Consider the following 15279-nt stretch of genomic DNA (forward strand, 5'->3'; position numbering starts at 1 on the left):
GGGGATGCTTCTCCTTGTCGAAGAGCCGGCCGGATTTTTAAATTGTGTAAACTGGGCGAAAAACGCGAAGAGCTTTTGATGAATTAGATTCTTCAGATCCATCAGGCGCCGGCGGGTTTTCCAGCGCTGAATTCATCCTATGATGTTACTTGGATAAATGCAACAACCACTGTGCACGAGGACTCAAAAGTTGCCTACGAAATAGGCCAACGTCCTGTTGGCCATTGCCGTACAGGGCGTGTCCTCGAATGTGATATGCATTGAACGTCTTTGTTTTCATTCGCTTCGATCAGAATTGAAGAGTGTGGCGCCGTTCAGTGAACCTCAAATTCGCTTTTCTTGTTGACTTTCAGGTTGCTTCGTTGGCCCAGAGTTTCCCGTGGCAGTTGTTAAGGTGGAGTCGTTCCTGACTTCCTAGTGCCTGGGTTCAGATTCGTTGAGATGATTTCGATCTCGCGATCTGAGGCCCATCGGTAAACGATTTCGATCCGCCGTCCGATCGAAGCCTCCAGAAATTCCTTTTCGGAAACGATGGTATAGCGGGGGCCAAACTTCCTGAACCTTTCCTGCTCGGCGCGGGCAAGAGAAGCGGGAGTACGTCCCGGCGTCTGATTGAAATTATCGATCGAGTAAGAGACGCGAAATTCTCCTTCCTCTTTTTGCCAGCGCTCCAGAGGGCGCGACCTGCCCTCGGCATCCACATAGGTCGTCTGGTCTTGGCCGAATCGAATGTGCTGCTTATCCACAACCACCCCGGTGGTATGGCGGGCCATCTTGTGCTCAAGCAATTCGGTTTCCCAGTGACGAATCAAGGCGCGCCCGGCTATTACCGCAATGAGGCCGGCTACAACCAGGGCGGCCGAATAGAGGAGGATCCTTTTAGCCATGCTTTTCTTTGCCCCGCACTATTTGCGGCCGATCTTGCTGTCATCCTCCGCGTCCTCTACGGTTCAAGCTTTTGCTTTGGCTGGCGGCTGATTGCTGACGGCCGATTGCTTCTTCTCCACCTTGGCCCATGTGTCCTTGAGCGCTACGGTGCGATTGAACACCAGCTTGCCGGGAGTGCTGTCGCGGTCCACGCAGAAGTACCCCAGCCGTTCAAACTGGTAGCGATCGCCAGGCTTAGCGCCGGCCAGCGAAGGTTCCAGCTTGGCGTCGCGCACCGTTTCCAGGGAATTGGGATTCAGGTTCACGGTAAAGTCCTGGCCTTCCGGCACGTCAGCCGGATCGGGATTGGAGAACAGGTTGTCGTAGATCCGCACTTCGGCGTCAATCGCATGCGCCGCCGACACCCAGTGGATCGTGGACTTCACTTTGCGTCCGTCCGGCGCGTTGCCGCCGCGCGTGGCCGGGTCATAGGTGCAATGGACTTCGACGACATCGCCCTGGGCGTTCTTCACCACGCTTTGCGCGGTGATGAAGTAGCCGTAGCGCAAACGCACTTCTTTCCCCGGCGACAGGCGGAAGTAGCCCTTGGGCGGGACTTCGCGAAAATCGTCGTGCTCGATGTAGAGCGTCTTGGAAAACGGCACCTTGCGCTTGCCCGCGCTCTCGTCTTCCGGATTGTTGACGGCGTCCATCTCCTCCGTCTGGCCTTCCGGATAGTTGTCAATCACCACCTTGAGCGGCCTAAGCACGGCCATCACCCGCAGCGCGCGTTTGTTCAGGTCTTCGCGGACAAAATGCTCCAGCATGGCCAGCTCAATGGTGCCGTTGGTCTTGGTCACGCCGATGTTGGCGCAAAAATTCCGCATGGCTTCCGGCGTATAGCCCCGGCGGCGGATACCGCACAGCGTGGGCATACGCGGGTCGTCCCACCCGCTCACGTTCCCGTTCTGCACCAACTGCAGCAGCTTGCGTTTGCTCAGCAGAGTGTAGGTGAGGTTGAGGCGGTCAAATTCAATCTGCTGGCTGGGGAAGATGCCCAGTGACTGTATGAACCAGTTGTACAGCGGACGATGGTCCTCAAACTCCAGCGTGCACATGGAGTGGGTGATCTTCTCCAGCGAATCCGATTGCCCGTGCGCGTAATCGTACGTGGGATAGATGCACCACTTGTCGCCCGTGCGATGGTGCTCGGCGTGGACGACGCGGTACATCACCGGGTCGCGCATGTTCATGTTGGGCGACGCCATGTCAATCTTGGCGCGCAGCGTGCGCGAACCGTCCGGGAACTCGCCTTTGCGCATGCGATCGAACAGATCAAGGTTCTCTTCCACGCTGCGGTCGCGATAAGGACTGGACTTGCCCGGCTCGGTGAGCGTGCCGCGATACTGGCGCACTTCGTCGGCGTTCAGGTCGCAGACGTAGGCTTTGCCGGCCTTGATCAGTTGCACCGCCCAGTCATAGAGTTGCTGGAAGTAGTCGGAGGCGTAGAGCAGGTTCTCCCATTGAAAGCCCAGCCACCGGACGTCTTCCTGGATGGACTCGACATACTCGGTTTCTTCCTTCTCCGGATTGGTGTCATCAAAGCGCAGGTTGGTGCCGCCGCCGAACTCGTCCGCCAGGCCAAAATCCAGGCAGATGGCCTTGGCGTGGCCAATGTGCAGATATCCGTTGGGCTCGGGAGGGAAGCGCGTCCACACCCGGCGGTTGTACTTGTTGGTCTTCAGGTCCTCGATGAAGATTTCGCGCATGAAATTCGACGGCCGGACATTCTCCGCCGCCGGCGAGGCAGGCACGCCTTTCGGGCTCTCGTTGGCTTCGCTCATATCTCTATATCTTAAAGGTATATCTTAAAAGCTTTTTCTGTCCCTGCCCGGACGCTCGTGTGCACAGCCGTCCCCGGATCTGCTATCTCTCGCTTCCCAAATTGTCAAACTTGGCAATCTTGGCAATTCTCTCAGTACGCCATGCCCTCGGCCAGAAACAGCGGCCCGGGTTTCTGGCCTTCGGCCGCGGCCTTGATGCGGAACAAGAGTCCTCCCCACGACGTGGTGCAACTGACGAAGTAGTCGGACTCCGCGGCCCAGTCTGCGTGGGTGAAGCGCAGCAAAGTATTGGCGCCGGTTGCTTGCAGCTTAAAGCTCAGCCGAGTGCCGGCCCATTCTTTTCCGGATTCGCAAAGCCACTCGGCCTCGCCCGGCGCGGCGAGGCGCAGCGGCTTCAGGCGGTAAACGGTATTGCGTTTGAAGAAGCCCAGCTCCACTTTGCCTTCTGGCAAGGAGTCGGTAACATCCTCCGCCCACCATTGCCGGAAGCCCTTTCCGGTAGCGATCAGGGAATAAATCTTGTCCGCGGGAGCTGCAATAGAGATTGCGTGCTTGATGTCTGCCATGGGGCGCCTCCCTGTAGCACGAAGCTGTCGCGGGAAAAGGATCTCGCACCTCCGGGATTTCACTCTAGTGTCAAAGCCCTGGCGCGAAGTGCCCACTCACTTCTTCCTTACATAGATGAGATCGTAAGCCACCGCCCAGGTCTTGCCGCCGTCCGTGGACATCTCACCCAGTTGCCGGACTTTGTCCGGACTGAGCTTGGTGAAGGTCATCTTGCGGTCAACTTTGCCGTTTTGTGCGCCGGCTTCGGCCAGATAGCGCATCTCGCCGTCCACCACTTCGCCGACGTACAGCGTGGCCCGGCCGGAAGTGTCCACCCAGTACTGCTGCCACTTCTTCATCACCGGGTTGTAGATGTTGAGACTTTTGCCGTCCAGGCCGCCGCCGCTCCAGTTTTCCAGGACCACGCAGCCGCTTAGGATTTTCTGGATGCTGCTGTTGCCGGCATGCTGCCCTTGCGGCGTTTGCACGTCCCACTCGCCTACCCAGTAATCAAATTGCTTGTTGACTTCAGAGGTGTCACAAGGCGCGGCATTCTTTTGGACAGCCGCCACCACGGCCTGGAATCGCGCTGCGTTTTTCAGCGCAGCGAAGTCAGGGTCCTGCTGCAGCTGCGCCGGTCCCGCATAGCCCATCGCGGGAAGCTTCTCCAGCCAGGTGAGCGCGGCATCTGTGCTTCCCGCGCGCGCCAGAGCCGCTGCCGTGTTGTAAGTGCTGATTACCGGCAAGTACTTGAGTTCCGCTGCGCGCTGGAAGGCTGGGGCGGCGTCGGCAAACTTGTCTTGCGAATAGAGCGACATGGCAAGTTGATACCATGCGTGGCCATCCTGCGGGTTGGCCGCGATGAGCTTCTGGTATTCCGCGGCGGCCTTTGCCCAGTCCTGGGCCTTGAAAGCGGAGTCCGCTGATGAAGGGCCCTGGGCCGAAGCTTGTAAGACGGCCATGCTTACGGCCAAAAGACACCACACCACTCTGCGCATCGCTGTCAGACCTCGCGTTCAATAGACGCAGGACGGCAGCAAGGGCGAGCAATCGCGGCCCAAGAAAATGACGTTTGGACGGGCTGCAATGACGCCGGGGTCTAAACGTCTCCCAACAAAACTTCATCAATCAACAGGCGCGAGTTTGGCTGACCCGGGGTTAAATCGTGACGTGGTTGTCCCGAGCGAGCGCAAACTCCCGGTTCCAGCGAACCACGGCTCGACGGGTCTCAACACAGGAGCCACTCCAATGTTTACCACTTCGAACCCATCGGCGAAACTTCTGGCTGTCTTCGCCGCCATCCTCACCACCGGGAGCTGCCTGGCGCAAGATAGCACGGCGGCCCCAGCGCAAACGCCTTCCACTGTGCAAGCCAACCCGCAGAACGAGCAGCAGCTACCGGCTTCTGCGCCCAAGACCATCACCGTCCCGGCCGGCACGCGGATTTCTCTAGTTGTGGCGCGGCCGATGCGCATAAAACACGCACGGGAAGGTGACAGCGTTTATCTACAGACGGCTTTTCCGGTGATTGCCGGAAACAAGATGGTGATCCCGCCGGGGACCTACGTTCAGGGCCTGATTCAAAAGGTCAATCGCCGCGACACCACCTATCGCGTCCTCGAATTTGAAATGGCCTCCGCCAGCATCATTTTTAGCAACGGCTACACTGTGCCCATTTACGGGACACAGTACGTGCAGCCGACGGTGGCGCGACACTCTCCGCCAAAGCACAAGAACAACGATTCTGTTCCGGTGATGGCCGCCACCGGCGCGCCGGCTCCGCCGTCTCTGCCTCCGCTGCCGGGGTTCGGCGACGGCCCGCGCAACGCGATGATCGGCCTGGGCGTGGCTGCCGCCGCAGGACTGGTTTTTATAGGCGTGATGGCCTCCCGCAGTCCAGGGCCGCTCATGCACGCGGGGACGCCCATGGAAATGGTGCTGGCGGGCCCGCTGGTGCTCGACGCTGACCAAGTGGCTGCCGCCATCGCGATGTATAACGGACAGGTTCCGGTCCAGCCGCCCGTGCCTTATCCCGTGCCTTATTAAGTTAGTTGTTGAGGGCTGCCAGCCGAGCGGCGAAAGAACGGCCTCATGCAATGAAAAAATCGGCGAATGGGATTTGGGTGATAGAAGGAACGGCGGGAACTAAAAAACCCTCCTGCGGTGAAGCAGGAGGGCAAGTTGGTCATTGAGCATTGAGGATGTTTATGCGCAAACTTACTTGGTAGCTGGTGCAGTCGCGGCTGGGGCCGGAGCAGCGTCGCTGCTGGCGGTCATGTCGCTCAAGCTGTTCTTCATCAGGCTGATTTCCACGCGGCCGCCGCGGGCGCGCTTCATCTTGCCGTCTTCGCCCTGCAGAGGAGCGTTGCCCATACCCACGGTGTAGATGCGGTAGAGCGGAATGTTGTGGTTCAGGACCAAGTAACGGACCACCATCTGCGCCATCTCGCGTGAGCTTTCAATCGCGTGGGTTCCGGCGCCGGGCGAGAAGCCCTGCACTTCAACGATGTATCCCTTCTGGCCTTTCAAGGTCGTCGCCATCTGGTCCAGCGCTTCTTTGGCGTTGGGGCTCAGCGTGGTCTGTCCCGGACGGAAACGGATTTCAGCCTGGGTGACGGGCGTGTATTGGTCCAGTTTGCTGACCGTCTGCTCCACGCCGTTGATGCGGGTGTGTGCGGTCTGGGCGGTCTGCTGCGCCTGGTTAGCGCGATTGCCGGCGTCCAGCGCGTGGCTGTCAGCTTCATTGGCTTTGCTCAACGCGTTGCGGATGCCTTCGGTGGAGCGGGCATCAACGTCAGCGATCATCTTGGCGTTCTTGGCGGTGAGTTCGTCCAGCTCATTCACGCGGCCGCGGACCGGATCCAACTGGCGGTTGACATACTTTTTGCGGGCAAAGGGGTTCATGTGGCCCCAGAAACCTTCATGGCGCTCATACTTCAACGGCTCTTTGCCGGTTGCCGACTGATCAGGAGTCTGTGTCTGCTGCGCCTGTGGCTGATCTTGCGGAGTGTTGGACGTGCTCTGCTGCGCCAGCGCCGGAATTGCCAACGCTGCAACCAGTGTGAGCGACAAAATGTAATACTTCTTCATTAGTTCCTCCGAACCGGGGGCTCGTATTTCATGCCTGAATTCTTTGCGTTGTACCAGATACCGGGGCTGCCTTGGTTTGCCCTGCCAGCCTGCGGCACATAACGCTACGCCTTTACCTAGTACACGCTGATTGCCAAACCCAGCGCCCAGGCTGGCCGTTCTATGTTATTGATTATTAGAGTTTTACGGTTTACACCCTAGAAACCACCTCAGGCCCACCGGGTAAATTTTTCCCGATGAGGCGGCGGAAGGTATAACTTTGGACGACCTCTCAGCCTTCGCGGTCCATAAAGCAGGTAAGCCCAAGTGCGTCCTCAAACGGCGGGTAGCCCGGGCGAGGCCGACTTGCGCGCCGAGCCCGCTGCTTCAGAAGCTGAAGGATGTTAAGCGGGAGAATCGTACGCTGGCGGTTTGGAGCGCAGCGACAAAAACTATCTGTATTTCTCTTGCAGCACCGCCAGGTGGTGTTCTACATGTCCGGCGATGATGTACGCCATGGCATTCACCGAGAAAACGTAACCGCTGGCGGTTCCGGTTCGCGTCCACGCTTCCGCCGGTAAGTTGCGGAAGAGCGTCAACGTCGCTTGCCGGATGGTGCGGAATTCCTCCACGTGGCTGGCCCAGGCGAATTGGTCCGCGTGGGCTGCCGCGGCGCTCACGTCCTGATCAAAGCCCGGCAGCGGCGCATCAAACCCGCGCGCAAACCACAGCGCGCGCGAGGCGAAGATACGCTCCGTGTCGTTCACGTGATTCATCATCTCCCGGATGCTCCACTTTCCCGGCGCGTAACGGTACAAGGATTTCTGTTCCGAGATTCCGTTGAGGACTTTCAAAGTGAAGTCCAGTTGCTTTTCCAGCGTGGCGACAATGTCGCCGTCGGGTACGCGGTTGATGTATCGAAAATAATATTCAGCGGCTTCGTTGGCTTGAGGGCGGGGGACCATCTGTAAATGTTATCGCGGCGCGGAAAAACGTGCATCTTGCAGCGGGAGCACTCTGCGCTAGGCGACGGCTGTGGCCAACATTCTTTTGCTGGCTGCGCGCAAGGCTCTTGCCTGCCCTGCGCGAACCTCGCAAATTACTGGATTATCAAGCTGCTTTCCAGCTGATAGGATGTACCGTCACTGTTCCGCACCACAACATCCGCAGGGCCTGAAGCGGCAGCGGGAACAATAAGGTTGATTGTGTTTTCATCAACCAAGGAGACAATCGCCGTCTGGCCGGCCACCGTTGCCGATGTTAGAGAATTGAATCCGCTTCCGCGGACGGTGATCTGCGTGCCAGGCGTCGCGCTGGCTGCGCTCAACGAGCCGATGGAGAGCGGCGCGGCGCCAAGGTCCACGATGGTGAGTCCGCGATTGGTGAGCAAGTAAACATGGCGCCCTCCAGAATCTATTGCCATGGGAACGCCAACGTTTGCGACGGTCTGGGCCAGGGAGAAGCGCATACGCAACGTGCCGTGGGGCACATCGATGATGTCGAATAGGTTCGGATAGGACACATAATAAAGGCTGCCCGCATCATTCAGCTTGGGCTCCTGCAGGGGAAAGAACGTGGACGAGGCATCGAAGGACAGCCCGCCGTAAAAAACATCGGGGTGGGCCACATTCCCGAGCACATTGGCGGCAGAATCGGCGAAGAACCAATTCGACGTGTTCAACCCGAGTGATGCGGCCACGTTCCCGTCTCCGGAAATGGCTTTTAGATTGAGGGGTGTGAACCGGGTCCCATTAAAGCTTTGCAGCACCGCGTCATAGATGCAGTTATTGAACGCCACCCTGGTGCCGTTCTGGCTGGAAGCCACAAAATTGCCGTTCAATGCATCCGCTGCCGGGCAGTTCACGTTGTTGAACGCCGTGGAAGTCTTGGCCGAGAGATCGACTTGAAAAAGCTGTCCTCTAGGACCGCACCCAATGGCCGGTAACCCTCCGGTCACGACGAAAGCGCGATTGTTGATGCTGGCGGCCACGTACAGCGGGCCGATCGTGCAGCGCGGGTCGCCGGTGTCTACGGGTGCGACCGCGATCGCGCTGCTGCTAGCGGGGTTGTCGGGGTCCACCACCACCAGCGATCCATCCTGCAGATCAGCGGCCAGCAAGAGGCTGCCATCCGGGCTCAACGCCATCCCCGCAAAGTTCTTCGCGGCGCCCAGAGCGGGCGGCGTGAGGGGCGCCAGGAACCGGCTGGAACTGAGAGAAAATACGTCAATGTGGTCCCCGGCTGAGAGATAGAGTTGCTGGCGCTTGCCGTCATAAAGAATTGCATTGAAGGTATCGACCGACGCAAAGTCAGTTACGCTCTGAGCATAAAAGATGGCTCTCGGCAGCGTTGATGTGCCGGTCGGCGTAGTAACTTTGACATCAGCAAATCCCGGGACGCCGGGGGGCGCGGCAAAGCTGACCGTGCCGGCGGGGAATGGGTATCCACCAAAGGTAACGGAACTAATGCGGGGAGACGATGCCGTGATCGTTGCCGGCGACGCTGCGACGGTTATTGATCCTGCGCTGTTGCTGGATGGCAATCCAAAACCCGCGATCTGGCCTGTGGATCCGCCGTTCGGAGACGCTCCCGCTTGAACGCTAAACTCGGCAAACGGGCCGTAGGAGAAAAAGAGCGGGTTGAAAACTTCAATGCCATTGGGGAAAAGCATCTTCACATGGACCGGCCCCGGAGCGCTGCCTGGAGGCGATGTAATCGTGAGGGTATGGCTGGAGTCCACTCGGCCTGTACCTCGGTTCGTTCCATACCAGACATCGGGTGCAAACGGAAAAGGGTTCCCGAAGCCTCCCGACGTTGTTCCTCCCGAAAGCGGCCCAGCTTGAGGCGACATATGTTGGAGAAACGTAGGCGTCCCAGGCTCGCTGGCGACGAAATTAGTAGAAAACGTGGCGTCATCGAAAGCTATGCCGTAGTCCTCCAGCCCCAAGACCATTCCGGTATTGTCCACGGCGAAGGGAATAGGCATAAAAAAGGGTGGAAACAATGTGGTGCCTGCCGGAATCAGGGGCATGGCTGGCGCCTTCGTAACAACCTGCAGGGTATTCGGATCGATGGTCAAGATCACGGGGGTAAAGTCGGGCATGGACACCTCATACAGCAGGCCGGTGTCCGGACTAAATATCGTGCCCCCATCAAATGATGCGCCGCCTAAAATGGAAGACTGGCCGATCCCAGGAATTACGCCGAGAGGGTTGAAATCGCCGTCAAACATTGCATAGCCTGCCACCACGCGCGAACCGTCAAAATTCACTGAACCGGTGAGGGGCTGTCCGCCAATGTTGACGGGAATACTGAAGGATTTGGTGATCACGTCGTAAAAGAAAGCAAGTCCGCCTGAATCCGCCGGGAAGCAATACACCTTCTTGCCATTCCCGGTTTTTTGCATCAGTCCAAAGCCCCCTGGGACTGGGGCAGTGAGCGGCGTCATTGTGTTCAGAGTTGGATCCCAAATGAATGGTTGAAGAGACCCGAATCCGCCGAGAGCCGCCACCACCATAACAGTTCCATCAGAGAGCGTGAAGATTTGAAAATCTTCCCAAGGGGTAAGGCCGGAGCTGGGCAGGTTCAGAGCGGGCAGGGCGTGGCGAGTGACCGCAAAACTATTGGTGTTGATTTCGTAGATTTGTGTCCCGCCCATCCCAACCCAGACCCGGGAGTTGTCCGTGCTAATGTCCAAGCCGCGCGGGTCTTTCACGGAGATGCTGGCCGTGATGGCGTGTGTGGTGGAAGAAATCACGTCCACTCGATTCCACGAAGGGTTGCTGGCAAAGACCAGCTTATGAAGACTGTCATAAACCGCGGAAAAGGGACTGCCCTCCGTAGAAACATAGTCGGTACGGTTGTTCGGAAGTGAACCAGCCGGCTGCGTGACGTCTAAGAGGAACGTGATACTCTGCGGCGCCACGGGGGCCTGCGGAGTTCCCGTGAGCGTTATCGTAACGTTTTGTGAAATCGGCGCACTGCTGCTTGCTGTGATTGCGATGGTGGTGGACTGTCCAGGAATTATGGGATTAGGCGTAAGCGTGGCCGTAGTGCCAGGGGGGAGTCCACTCAGAGACAAGGCTATGTCATAGTCTACTGCTTGGCCGCTCGCGTTGGTGAAGAACTGGATCTGGCCTGAACCACCGCCGATTCCCGCTCCAACCTCTCTGAAAATTGGAATTGCAAAGGAGAAATTCGTCGGCGTGCTCTGCACGGTGACAGAAATGTTCGCGGTGGTTGTAGCTGATCCAGCCTGCCCATTCAACGCAATCACGAAGTTGCCAACCGCGAGGTTGGCGGCCGCGACCAGAGTAATTGGCGCCCCGCCGGCGGGAACTGAAAGGGGAAACGTAGTGCTGGTGGTGAGACCGGCGGGCAGCGTACCCAGAGTTACGCTCGGTGTGCCCGAACCGCCCGACGCTTTCACCGTGACGGTAATCGTGCTATTGGGAACGATGAGCAGCGGGTTGGGCGTAACCGAGATCGAGAGTATCCCCGGGCCGTTGCCGCCGCCTACAGATCCGGGTTGCGACGAACCTCCTCCGCAGGAAATGATGAAACTACAAAGACATATGATTGCCACTAGAACAACGAACTTGACTCCATGACCTGTCCACAGATCAATTTGGCATGAGTGCTCTCTTATTTGGGCATCCATCGGAACCTCAGCAAAAGCATAGTCAGTTGCTTAATCAGGCTAGATTGTAACTACACAGGCTTGCAGGGAACAACAGACAATTCGTGACGATGGGAGCAAAAACTAAGACTCAATCCTCGGCGGGACCTTGGGTTGGCGGTATTCCAGCATCATGAACCTAACCAATATTGTTCCAGCTTGCCGCGAGTCTTCTAGCGATGCACTGTTCGCAATACAATGCCATCTTTGCTTCCCGTGCTTAGCTGCCGATGCGCCCCATCGCTCCGCAAAACCGCCGGTGTTGTTCGCGGACGTAAGTGTCGGTCATGCCCGCAATGTAGTCGCATACCACGCGATACACCGGCTCCTGCTGGGTCTTTTCCTGGTAGGTGGGCGGCAGGTCCTGCGGCGATTGCAGAAAAAATGCGAACAGCTCGCCAATCACCTGCTCCGCCTGTTCCTTTTCCGGCTTCAGGTCCGGGCTGAAGTACAGCGCCTGATAAAGAAATTGGCGGAGCTGGCGGCGTTCGGCGTCCACTTCCGGACTGAAGGCAAAAAGCCGGCGGGGGAACTTGCGCACGTCGTCCACCGATTGCACGCCCGCCTCGCCGATGAGCTTTCTGGTGTTGCCAATCAAATCGCTGACCAGGCGGTCAAGCATGCGCTTAAGCGCCTCATTGAATTTCAGTTTGCCGGCGGCGTCGGGATAGAGCCGCTCCACTTCCTCGTACAGGCGGGCGAACAGCGGGACGTTTTCCCGCACCTGGTCGCGCGTCAGAATCATGGCTTCCATGCCGTCGTCCAGGTCGGCGGTGGAGTAGGCGATTTCATCGGTCAGGTCAATGAGCTGGGCTTCCAGCGGCGGCCGCTGCTCCAAAAGGTATTCGGCCAGCTGGGGAAATCCGCGCGGGTCATAGTCGCGCGAGTGCTTGATGATGCCTTCGCGCACTTCAAACGTCAGGTTCAGCCCGGGGAAATCCGCGTAGCGCTGCTCAAACTGTTCCACCGTGCGCAGGGCGTGCAGATTGTGGTCAAAAACGTCGCCGTGCTCGCGCATCAGCGTGTCCAGCGTGCGCTCACCGGCGTGGCCAAACGGCGGATGGCCGACGTCGTGCACCAGCGCCAGCGCTTCCACCAGATCTTCATTCAGGCCCAGTTCGGCGGCGATGGTCCGCGAAATCTGCGCCACTTCAATGGTATGCGTCAGGCGGTTGCGGAAATGATCAGAATGGCGGCGGGTGAACACCTGTGTCTTGTTCTCCAGCCGGCGAAAGGCCCGCGAGTGCACCACGCGGTCGCGGTCGCGCTGGAAGACATTGCGGTAGGCGTGGACCGGCTCAGGATAGCGCCGTCCCCGGCTGTCTTCCGCCCGCAACGCGTAGGGAGCAAGCATGGCATGATTCTAAATTTGTTTTCATCACTGCCGGAAGAATGTTTTTTCGAAGAGCGATTTCTGGAAAATGATTTCAGCCGGACTTTGGGCTGGCAAGACCGGCGCTCGGCCCAGCCGCAACAAAATCGTTTACAATTTCCGCTTAATTTATGCGTACCTTTGAGAGCCTTTCTGAGCAGGAAATCCTTGCTCTGGCGATTTCGCTGGAGGAGGAAGACGAACGCATTTACGCCGATTACGCCGAGGGACTGCGCGCCGACTTTCCCGCCACCGCCACCATGTTTGACGGCATGCGTGAAGAAGAGTCCGGGCACCGGCGCCGCCTGATCGAGCTGTACCGCAGCAAGTTCGGTGAGCACATTCCGCTGGTCCGGCGCAATGACGTAAAAGGGCTGGTGCACCGCAGTCCCATGTGGCTGAGCAAGCCGTTCCGCATGGAAGCGGTGCGCCGGGAAGCCGCCACCATGGAAGTGGAGACCCGGCGGTTCTATGAAAAGTCCGCCGACCGCACGCGGGACGCCAGCATCCGGCAACTGCTCAACGATCTGGCGCAGGAAGAGCGAACGCATGAGCACCGCGCCGAGGAACTCGGTGAAAAGCTCGACGAAAACGTCCGCGGCCGCGAAGAAGCTGCCAGCCGCAAGCTGTTTGTGCTGCAAATTATCCAGCCGGGCCTGGCCGGATTGATGGACGGTTCGGTTTCCACCCTGGCGCCGGTCTTCACCGCAGCGTTTGCCAAGCAAGAATCGCACCTTGCGTTTCTCGTGGGGATGGCCGCGTCCATCGGGGCTGGCATCAGCATGGGATTTGCCGAAGCGCTCTCTGACGACGGCAGCCTCACCGGCCGCGGCCACCCGTGGATTCGCGGACTGGTTTGCGGCCTGATGACCACCATCGGCGGCATTGGCCACACGCTGCCGTTTCTCATTCCGGATTTCAAAGTCGCCCTGACGGTTGCCGTGGCCGTGGTGCTGGCGGAGCTGGGGACCATCTCCTGGGTGCGCCATCGCTACATGGAGTCACCGTGGTTTTCCGCGACCATGCAGGTTGTTCTGGGCGGATTGTTGGTGCTGGCTACGGGGATGTTGCTGGGGAAATATGGTGGCGACTAGCCCAAAAACCTTACCGCTGATTTGCGCGGATAAACGCAGACAATAGCAAGGCCGCCGTGAAGTCGGCTGATCAGTGTGAATAGCAAGGAAGATTGCTATGAAAAAGGCGATGCTCGCGGTCTGTGCCATTCCTTTTGGCTGCGGTCTTATCTCGACGGCGCTTTTCTTTTATCAGGGGGGATTTGGCGGCGGGCATGGCCGGTTCGATCAGATCATCTTCTATCTTGGTTTGCCCTCGATTCTCTTTCTCGAACAGGTTCCTTTCCCAAAACTTTTCGAGAGGTCTGATTTACTGCAAATCATCTGGGTGCCGACAGTCATTAATGTCTTCTTGTTGGCAGCAGGGACGCTTCTCTTCATGAAGCTTACGGCAAGGCGTTCCCGGTGAGGCTGAGGACTCTCGGGAGAACTCCTGACGCGGCATGGTGGCGCAAGCATCCTCGGGATCTTTCGACTCGCTCTCACTCCTCCGTCGCTCGTGCTCGCTCAAGATGACAAAAAGCAGCGAGCCCGGATGAAACACGCAGATCAAGAACTCACTCCCACAACACTGACTTATCAATCTGCTTGATCGTCGTTCTTCCGGTCAACGCCATGGCCATTTCCAGTTCCGTCTTAAGGATTTCCATCACCCGGGCCACGCCTGCTGCCCCGGCCACGGCCAGCGCATATAAATAAGGACGGCCGACCAGCACCGCGCTCGCACCCAGGGCGATGGCCTTCACCACGTCGGTACCGCGACGAATGCCGCCGTCCACCAGCAACGGAATCTTGCCCTGGATCTTCTCGGCAATCCGCGGCAGGGCTTCGGCGGTGCTGGGGAGCGTATCCAGATTGCGCGCGCCGTGGTTGGAGATGATCAATCCGTCCACGCCGGAGTTCGCCGCCTGCAGCGCGTCGTCAGGGTTCATCACGCCTTTGAGCAGCACGGGGACTTTGGCGATCGAGCGCAGCCACTCAATGTCTTTCCACGTCAGCTTGGGATTGAGCAGCGCGCTGTAAATCGCGCCCTGCGGCGGGCGATGGCTCACCGCGCCCAGGTTCAGGTTGGGCAGCTTGAAGTCGACCGGCAGGTTGAAATGCGAGCGGGCTTCGCGATGCCGCGCGCCCAGCACCGGCGTGTCCACGGTGACGCACAGCGCCTGGCATCCCGCGGCCTGCGCGCGCTGCACCATCTCCCGCGTGAGTTCCCGGTCCATCTGCGTGTACAACTGGAACCACACCGGATACTTGGACATGGCCGTCACGCTTTCCACCGCTTCCGTGGAATACGAACTCAGGACCGTAGCCGCGTGGGCAAGGTTGGCGCCGGCCACCGTGGCCAATTCGGCTTCCGGATGGAACAGACGATGAAACGCCGCGGGCGCCAGCAGAATGGGCGTTTCCATCTTGTGGCCCAACAATTCCGTCTCCGTGTTGATCTGCGATACGTCCACCAGCACGCGGGGATTCAGCCGCAGGCGCTTCCAGTCTTCGCTGTTGGCGCGCATGGTGAGCTCGTCCGCCGCGCCGCCGGAAACATAGGACAGCGCCATGGGCGACATGTGTTCCGGCGCGATGGTTTCAAATTCGCTGAGGGAGAGAATGTCTTCGGGTTTCATTATTCTTCAAAGTATGTTTTCAGAATTAAGGAAAGAACGAGTATACGATGCCGAAACATCGGTAAGCGCAATGCGTAAAGGCCAAGGCACCTTTTTTGGCCAGTGTCCTCTTTCGCTGCTTAGCTTTAGCGAACAAATGGTAAAATAGTCGCCAGGTCTAGCCAATGATACTGGCGAAGAACCGGTCGCCTAGGCGGCCGAGGAAGCT

Annotated in this window: 12 protein-coding genes; 3 read left to right on the top strand and 9 right to left on the bottom strand. The window is 58.5% G+C overall.

The features are described from left to right. Window positions 1-389: 389 nt before the first annotated feature. The 4 genes from LAO20_10130 to LAO20_10145 form a co-directional block, all read right to left on the bottom strand. A complete protein-coding gene (locus tag LAO20_10130; GenBank protein ID MBZ5531778.1) occupies window positions 390-887 on the bottom strand; it encodes a hypothetical protein in 498 nt (165 codons plus the stop codon). Between the two features lie 63 nt (window positions 888-950). Next, a complete protein-coding gene (locus tag LAO20_10135) occupies window positions 951-2711 on the bottom strand; it encodes a glutamine--tRNA ligase/YqeY domain fusion protein (GenBank protein MBZ5531779.1) in 1761 nt (586 codons plus the stop codon). 131 nt (window positions 2712-2842) lie between these two features. Beyond that, entirely contained in the window at window positions 2843-3277 is a 435-nt protein-coding gene (locus tag LAO20_10140) for an SRPBCC domain-containing protein (GenBank protein MBZ5531780.1), read from the bottom strand. Between the two features lie 96 nt (window positions 3278-3373). Then, on the bottom strand, window positions 3374-4219 hold the full coding sequence (locus LAO20_10145) for a tetratricopeptide repeat protein (protein MBZ5531781.1): 846 nt from the start codon (window positions 4217-4219) through the stop codon (window positions 3374-3376). Between the two features lie 286 nt (window positions 4220-4505). Between LAO20_10145 and LAO20_10150 the strand changes: the two genes are divergently transcribed. Then, window positions 4506-5303, top strand: coding sequence for a hypothetical protein (locus LAO20_10150; GenBank protein ID MBZ5531782.1), 798 nt, complete (start codon window positions 4506-4508; stop codon window positions 5301-5303). Between the two features lie 171 nt (window positions 5304-5474). On the opposite strand, the gene LAO20_10155 is transcribed toward LAO20_10150, so the two are convergent. The 4 genes from LAO20_10155 to LAO20_10170 form a co-directional block, all read right to left on the bottom strand. Continuing rightward, window positions 5475-6347, bottom strand: a complete 873-nt coding sequence (locus tag LAO20_10155; protein MBZ5531783.1) for an OmpA family protein — start codon at window positions 6345-6347, stop codon at window positions 5475-5477. A 431-nt stretch (window positions 6348-6778) separates the two neighbouring features. Next, window positions 6779-7291 carry a DinB family protein gene (locus LAO20_10160; GenBank protein MBZ5531784.1) on the bottom strand — a complete coding sequence of 171 codons (513 nt, stop codon included), beginning with the start codon at window positions 7289-7291 and terminating at the stop codon, window positions 6779-6781. Between the two features lie 134 nt (window positions 7292-7425). Next, the gene (locus LAO20_10165) at window positions 7426-10911 is read right to left on the bottom strand and encodes an IPT/TIG domain-containing protein (protein MBZ5531785.1); all 3486 of its coding nucleotides are present in this window, start codon (window positions 10909-10911) and stop codon (window positions 7426-7428) included. 313 nt (window positions 10912-11224) lie between these two features. Next, on the bottom strand, window positions 11225-12358 hold the full coding sequence (locus tag LAO20_10170) for a deoxyguanosinetriphosphate triphosphohydrolase (protein ID MBZ5531786.1): 1134 nt from the start codon (window positions 12356-12358) through the stop codon (window positions 11225-11227). A gap of 149 nt (window positions 12359-12507) precedes the next feature. Here LAO20_10170 and LAO20_10175 point away from each other — a divergent pair, with 149 nt between their 5' ends. Both LAO20_10175 and LAO20_10180 read left to right on the top strand, forming a co-directional pair. Further along, on the top strand, window positions 12508-13470 hold the full coding sequence (locus LAO20_10175; GenBank protein MBZ5531787.1) for a rubrerythrin: 963 nt from the start codon (window positions 12508-12510) through the stop codon (window positions 13468-13470). A gap of 97 nt (window positions 13471-13567) precedes the next feature. Continuing rightward, window positions 13568-13858 (top strand): hypothetical protein, encoded by a 291-nt coding sequence (locus LAO20_10180; protein ID MBZ5531788.1) that lies wholly within the window; start codon window positions 13568-13570, stop codon window positions 13856-13858. 148 nt (window positions 13859-14006) lie between these two features. Here LAO20_10180 and LAO20_10185 read toward each other — a convergent pair whose 3' ends face one another. After that, complete coding sequence (locus tag LAO20_10185; GenBank protein MBZ5531789.1) at window positions 14007-15071, bottom strand: alpha-hydroxy-acid oxidizing protein; 1065 nt, start codon at window positions 15069-15071, stop codon at window positions 14007-14009. Window positions 15072-15279 lie beyond the last annotated feature (208 nt).

The organism is Terriglobia bacterium (assembly GCA_020072815.1).
In the GTDB taxonomy this organism is placed as follows: domain Bacteria; phylum Acidobacteriota; class Terriglobia; order Terriglobales; family Acidobacteriaceae; genus Angelobacter.

Coding starts and splice junctions, on each gene's coding strand:
- LAO20_10170 (MBZ5531786.1), bottom strand. CDS start 12,358: ATGCTTGCTCCCTACGCGTTGCGGGCGGAAGACAGCCGGGGACGGCGC.
- LAO20_10180 (MBZ5531788.1), top strand. CDS start 13,568: ATGAAAAAGGCGATGCTCGCGGTCTGTGCCATTCCTTTTGGCTGCGGT.
- LAO20_10155 (MBZ5531783.1), bottom strand. CDS start 6,347: ATGAAGAAGTATTACATTTTGTCGCTCACACTGGTTGCAGCGTTGGCA.
- LAO20_10160 (MBZ5531784.1), bottom strand. CDS start 7,291: ATGGTCCCCCGCCCTCAAGCCAACGAAGCCGCTGAATATTATTTTCGA.
- LAO20_10145 (MBZ5531781.1), bottom strand. CDS start 4,219: ATGGCCGTCTTACAAGCTTCGGCCCAGGGCCCTTCATCAGCGGACTCC.
- LAO20_10135 (MBZ5531779.1), bottom strand. CDS start 2,711: ATGAGCGAAGCCAACGAGAGCCCGAAAGGCGTGCCTGCCTCGCCGGCG.
- LAO20_10175 (MBZ5531787.1), top strand. CDS start 12,508: ATGCGTACCTTTGAGAGCCTTTCTGAGCAGGAAATCCTTGCTCTGGCG.
- LAO20_10185 (MBZ5531789.1), bottom strand. CDS start 15,071: ATGAAACCCGAAGACATTCTCTCCCTCAGCGAATTTGAAACCATCGCG.
- LAO20_10140 (MBZ5531780.1), bottom strand. CDS start 3,277: ATGGCAGACATCAAGCACGCAATCTCTATTGCAGCTCCCGCGGACAAG.
- LAO20_10130 (MBZ5531778.1), bottom strand. CDS start 887: ATGGCTAAAAGGATCCTCCTCTATTCGGCCGCCCTGGTTGTAGCCGGC.
- LAO20_10150 (MBZ5531782.1), top strand. CDS start 4,506: ATGTTTACCACTTCGAACCCATCGGCGAAACTTCTGGCTGTCTTCGCC.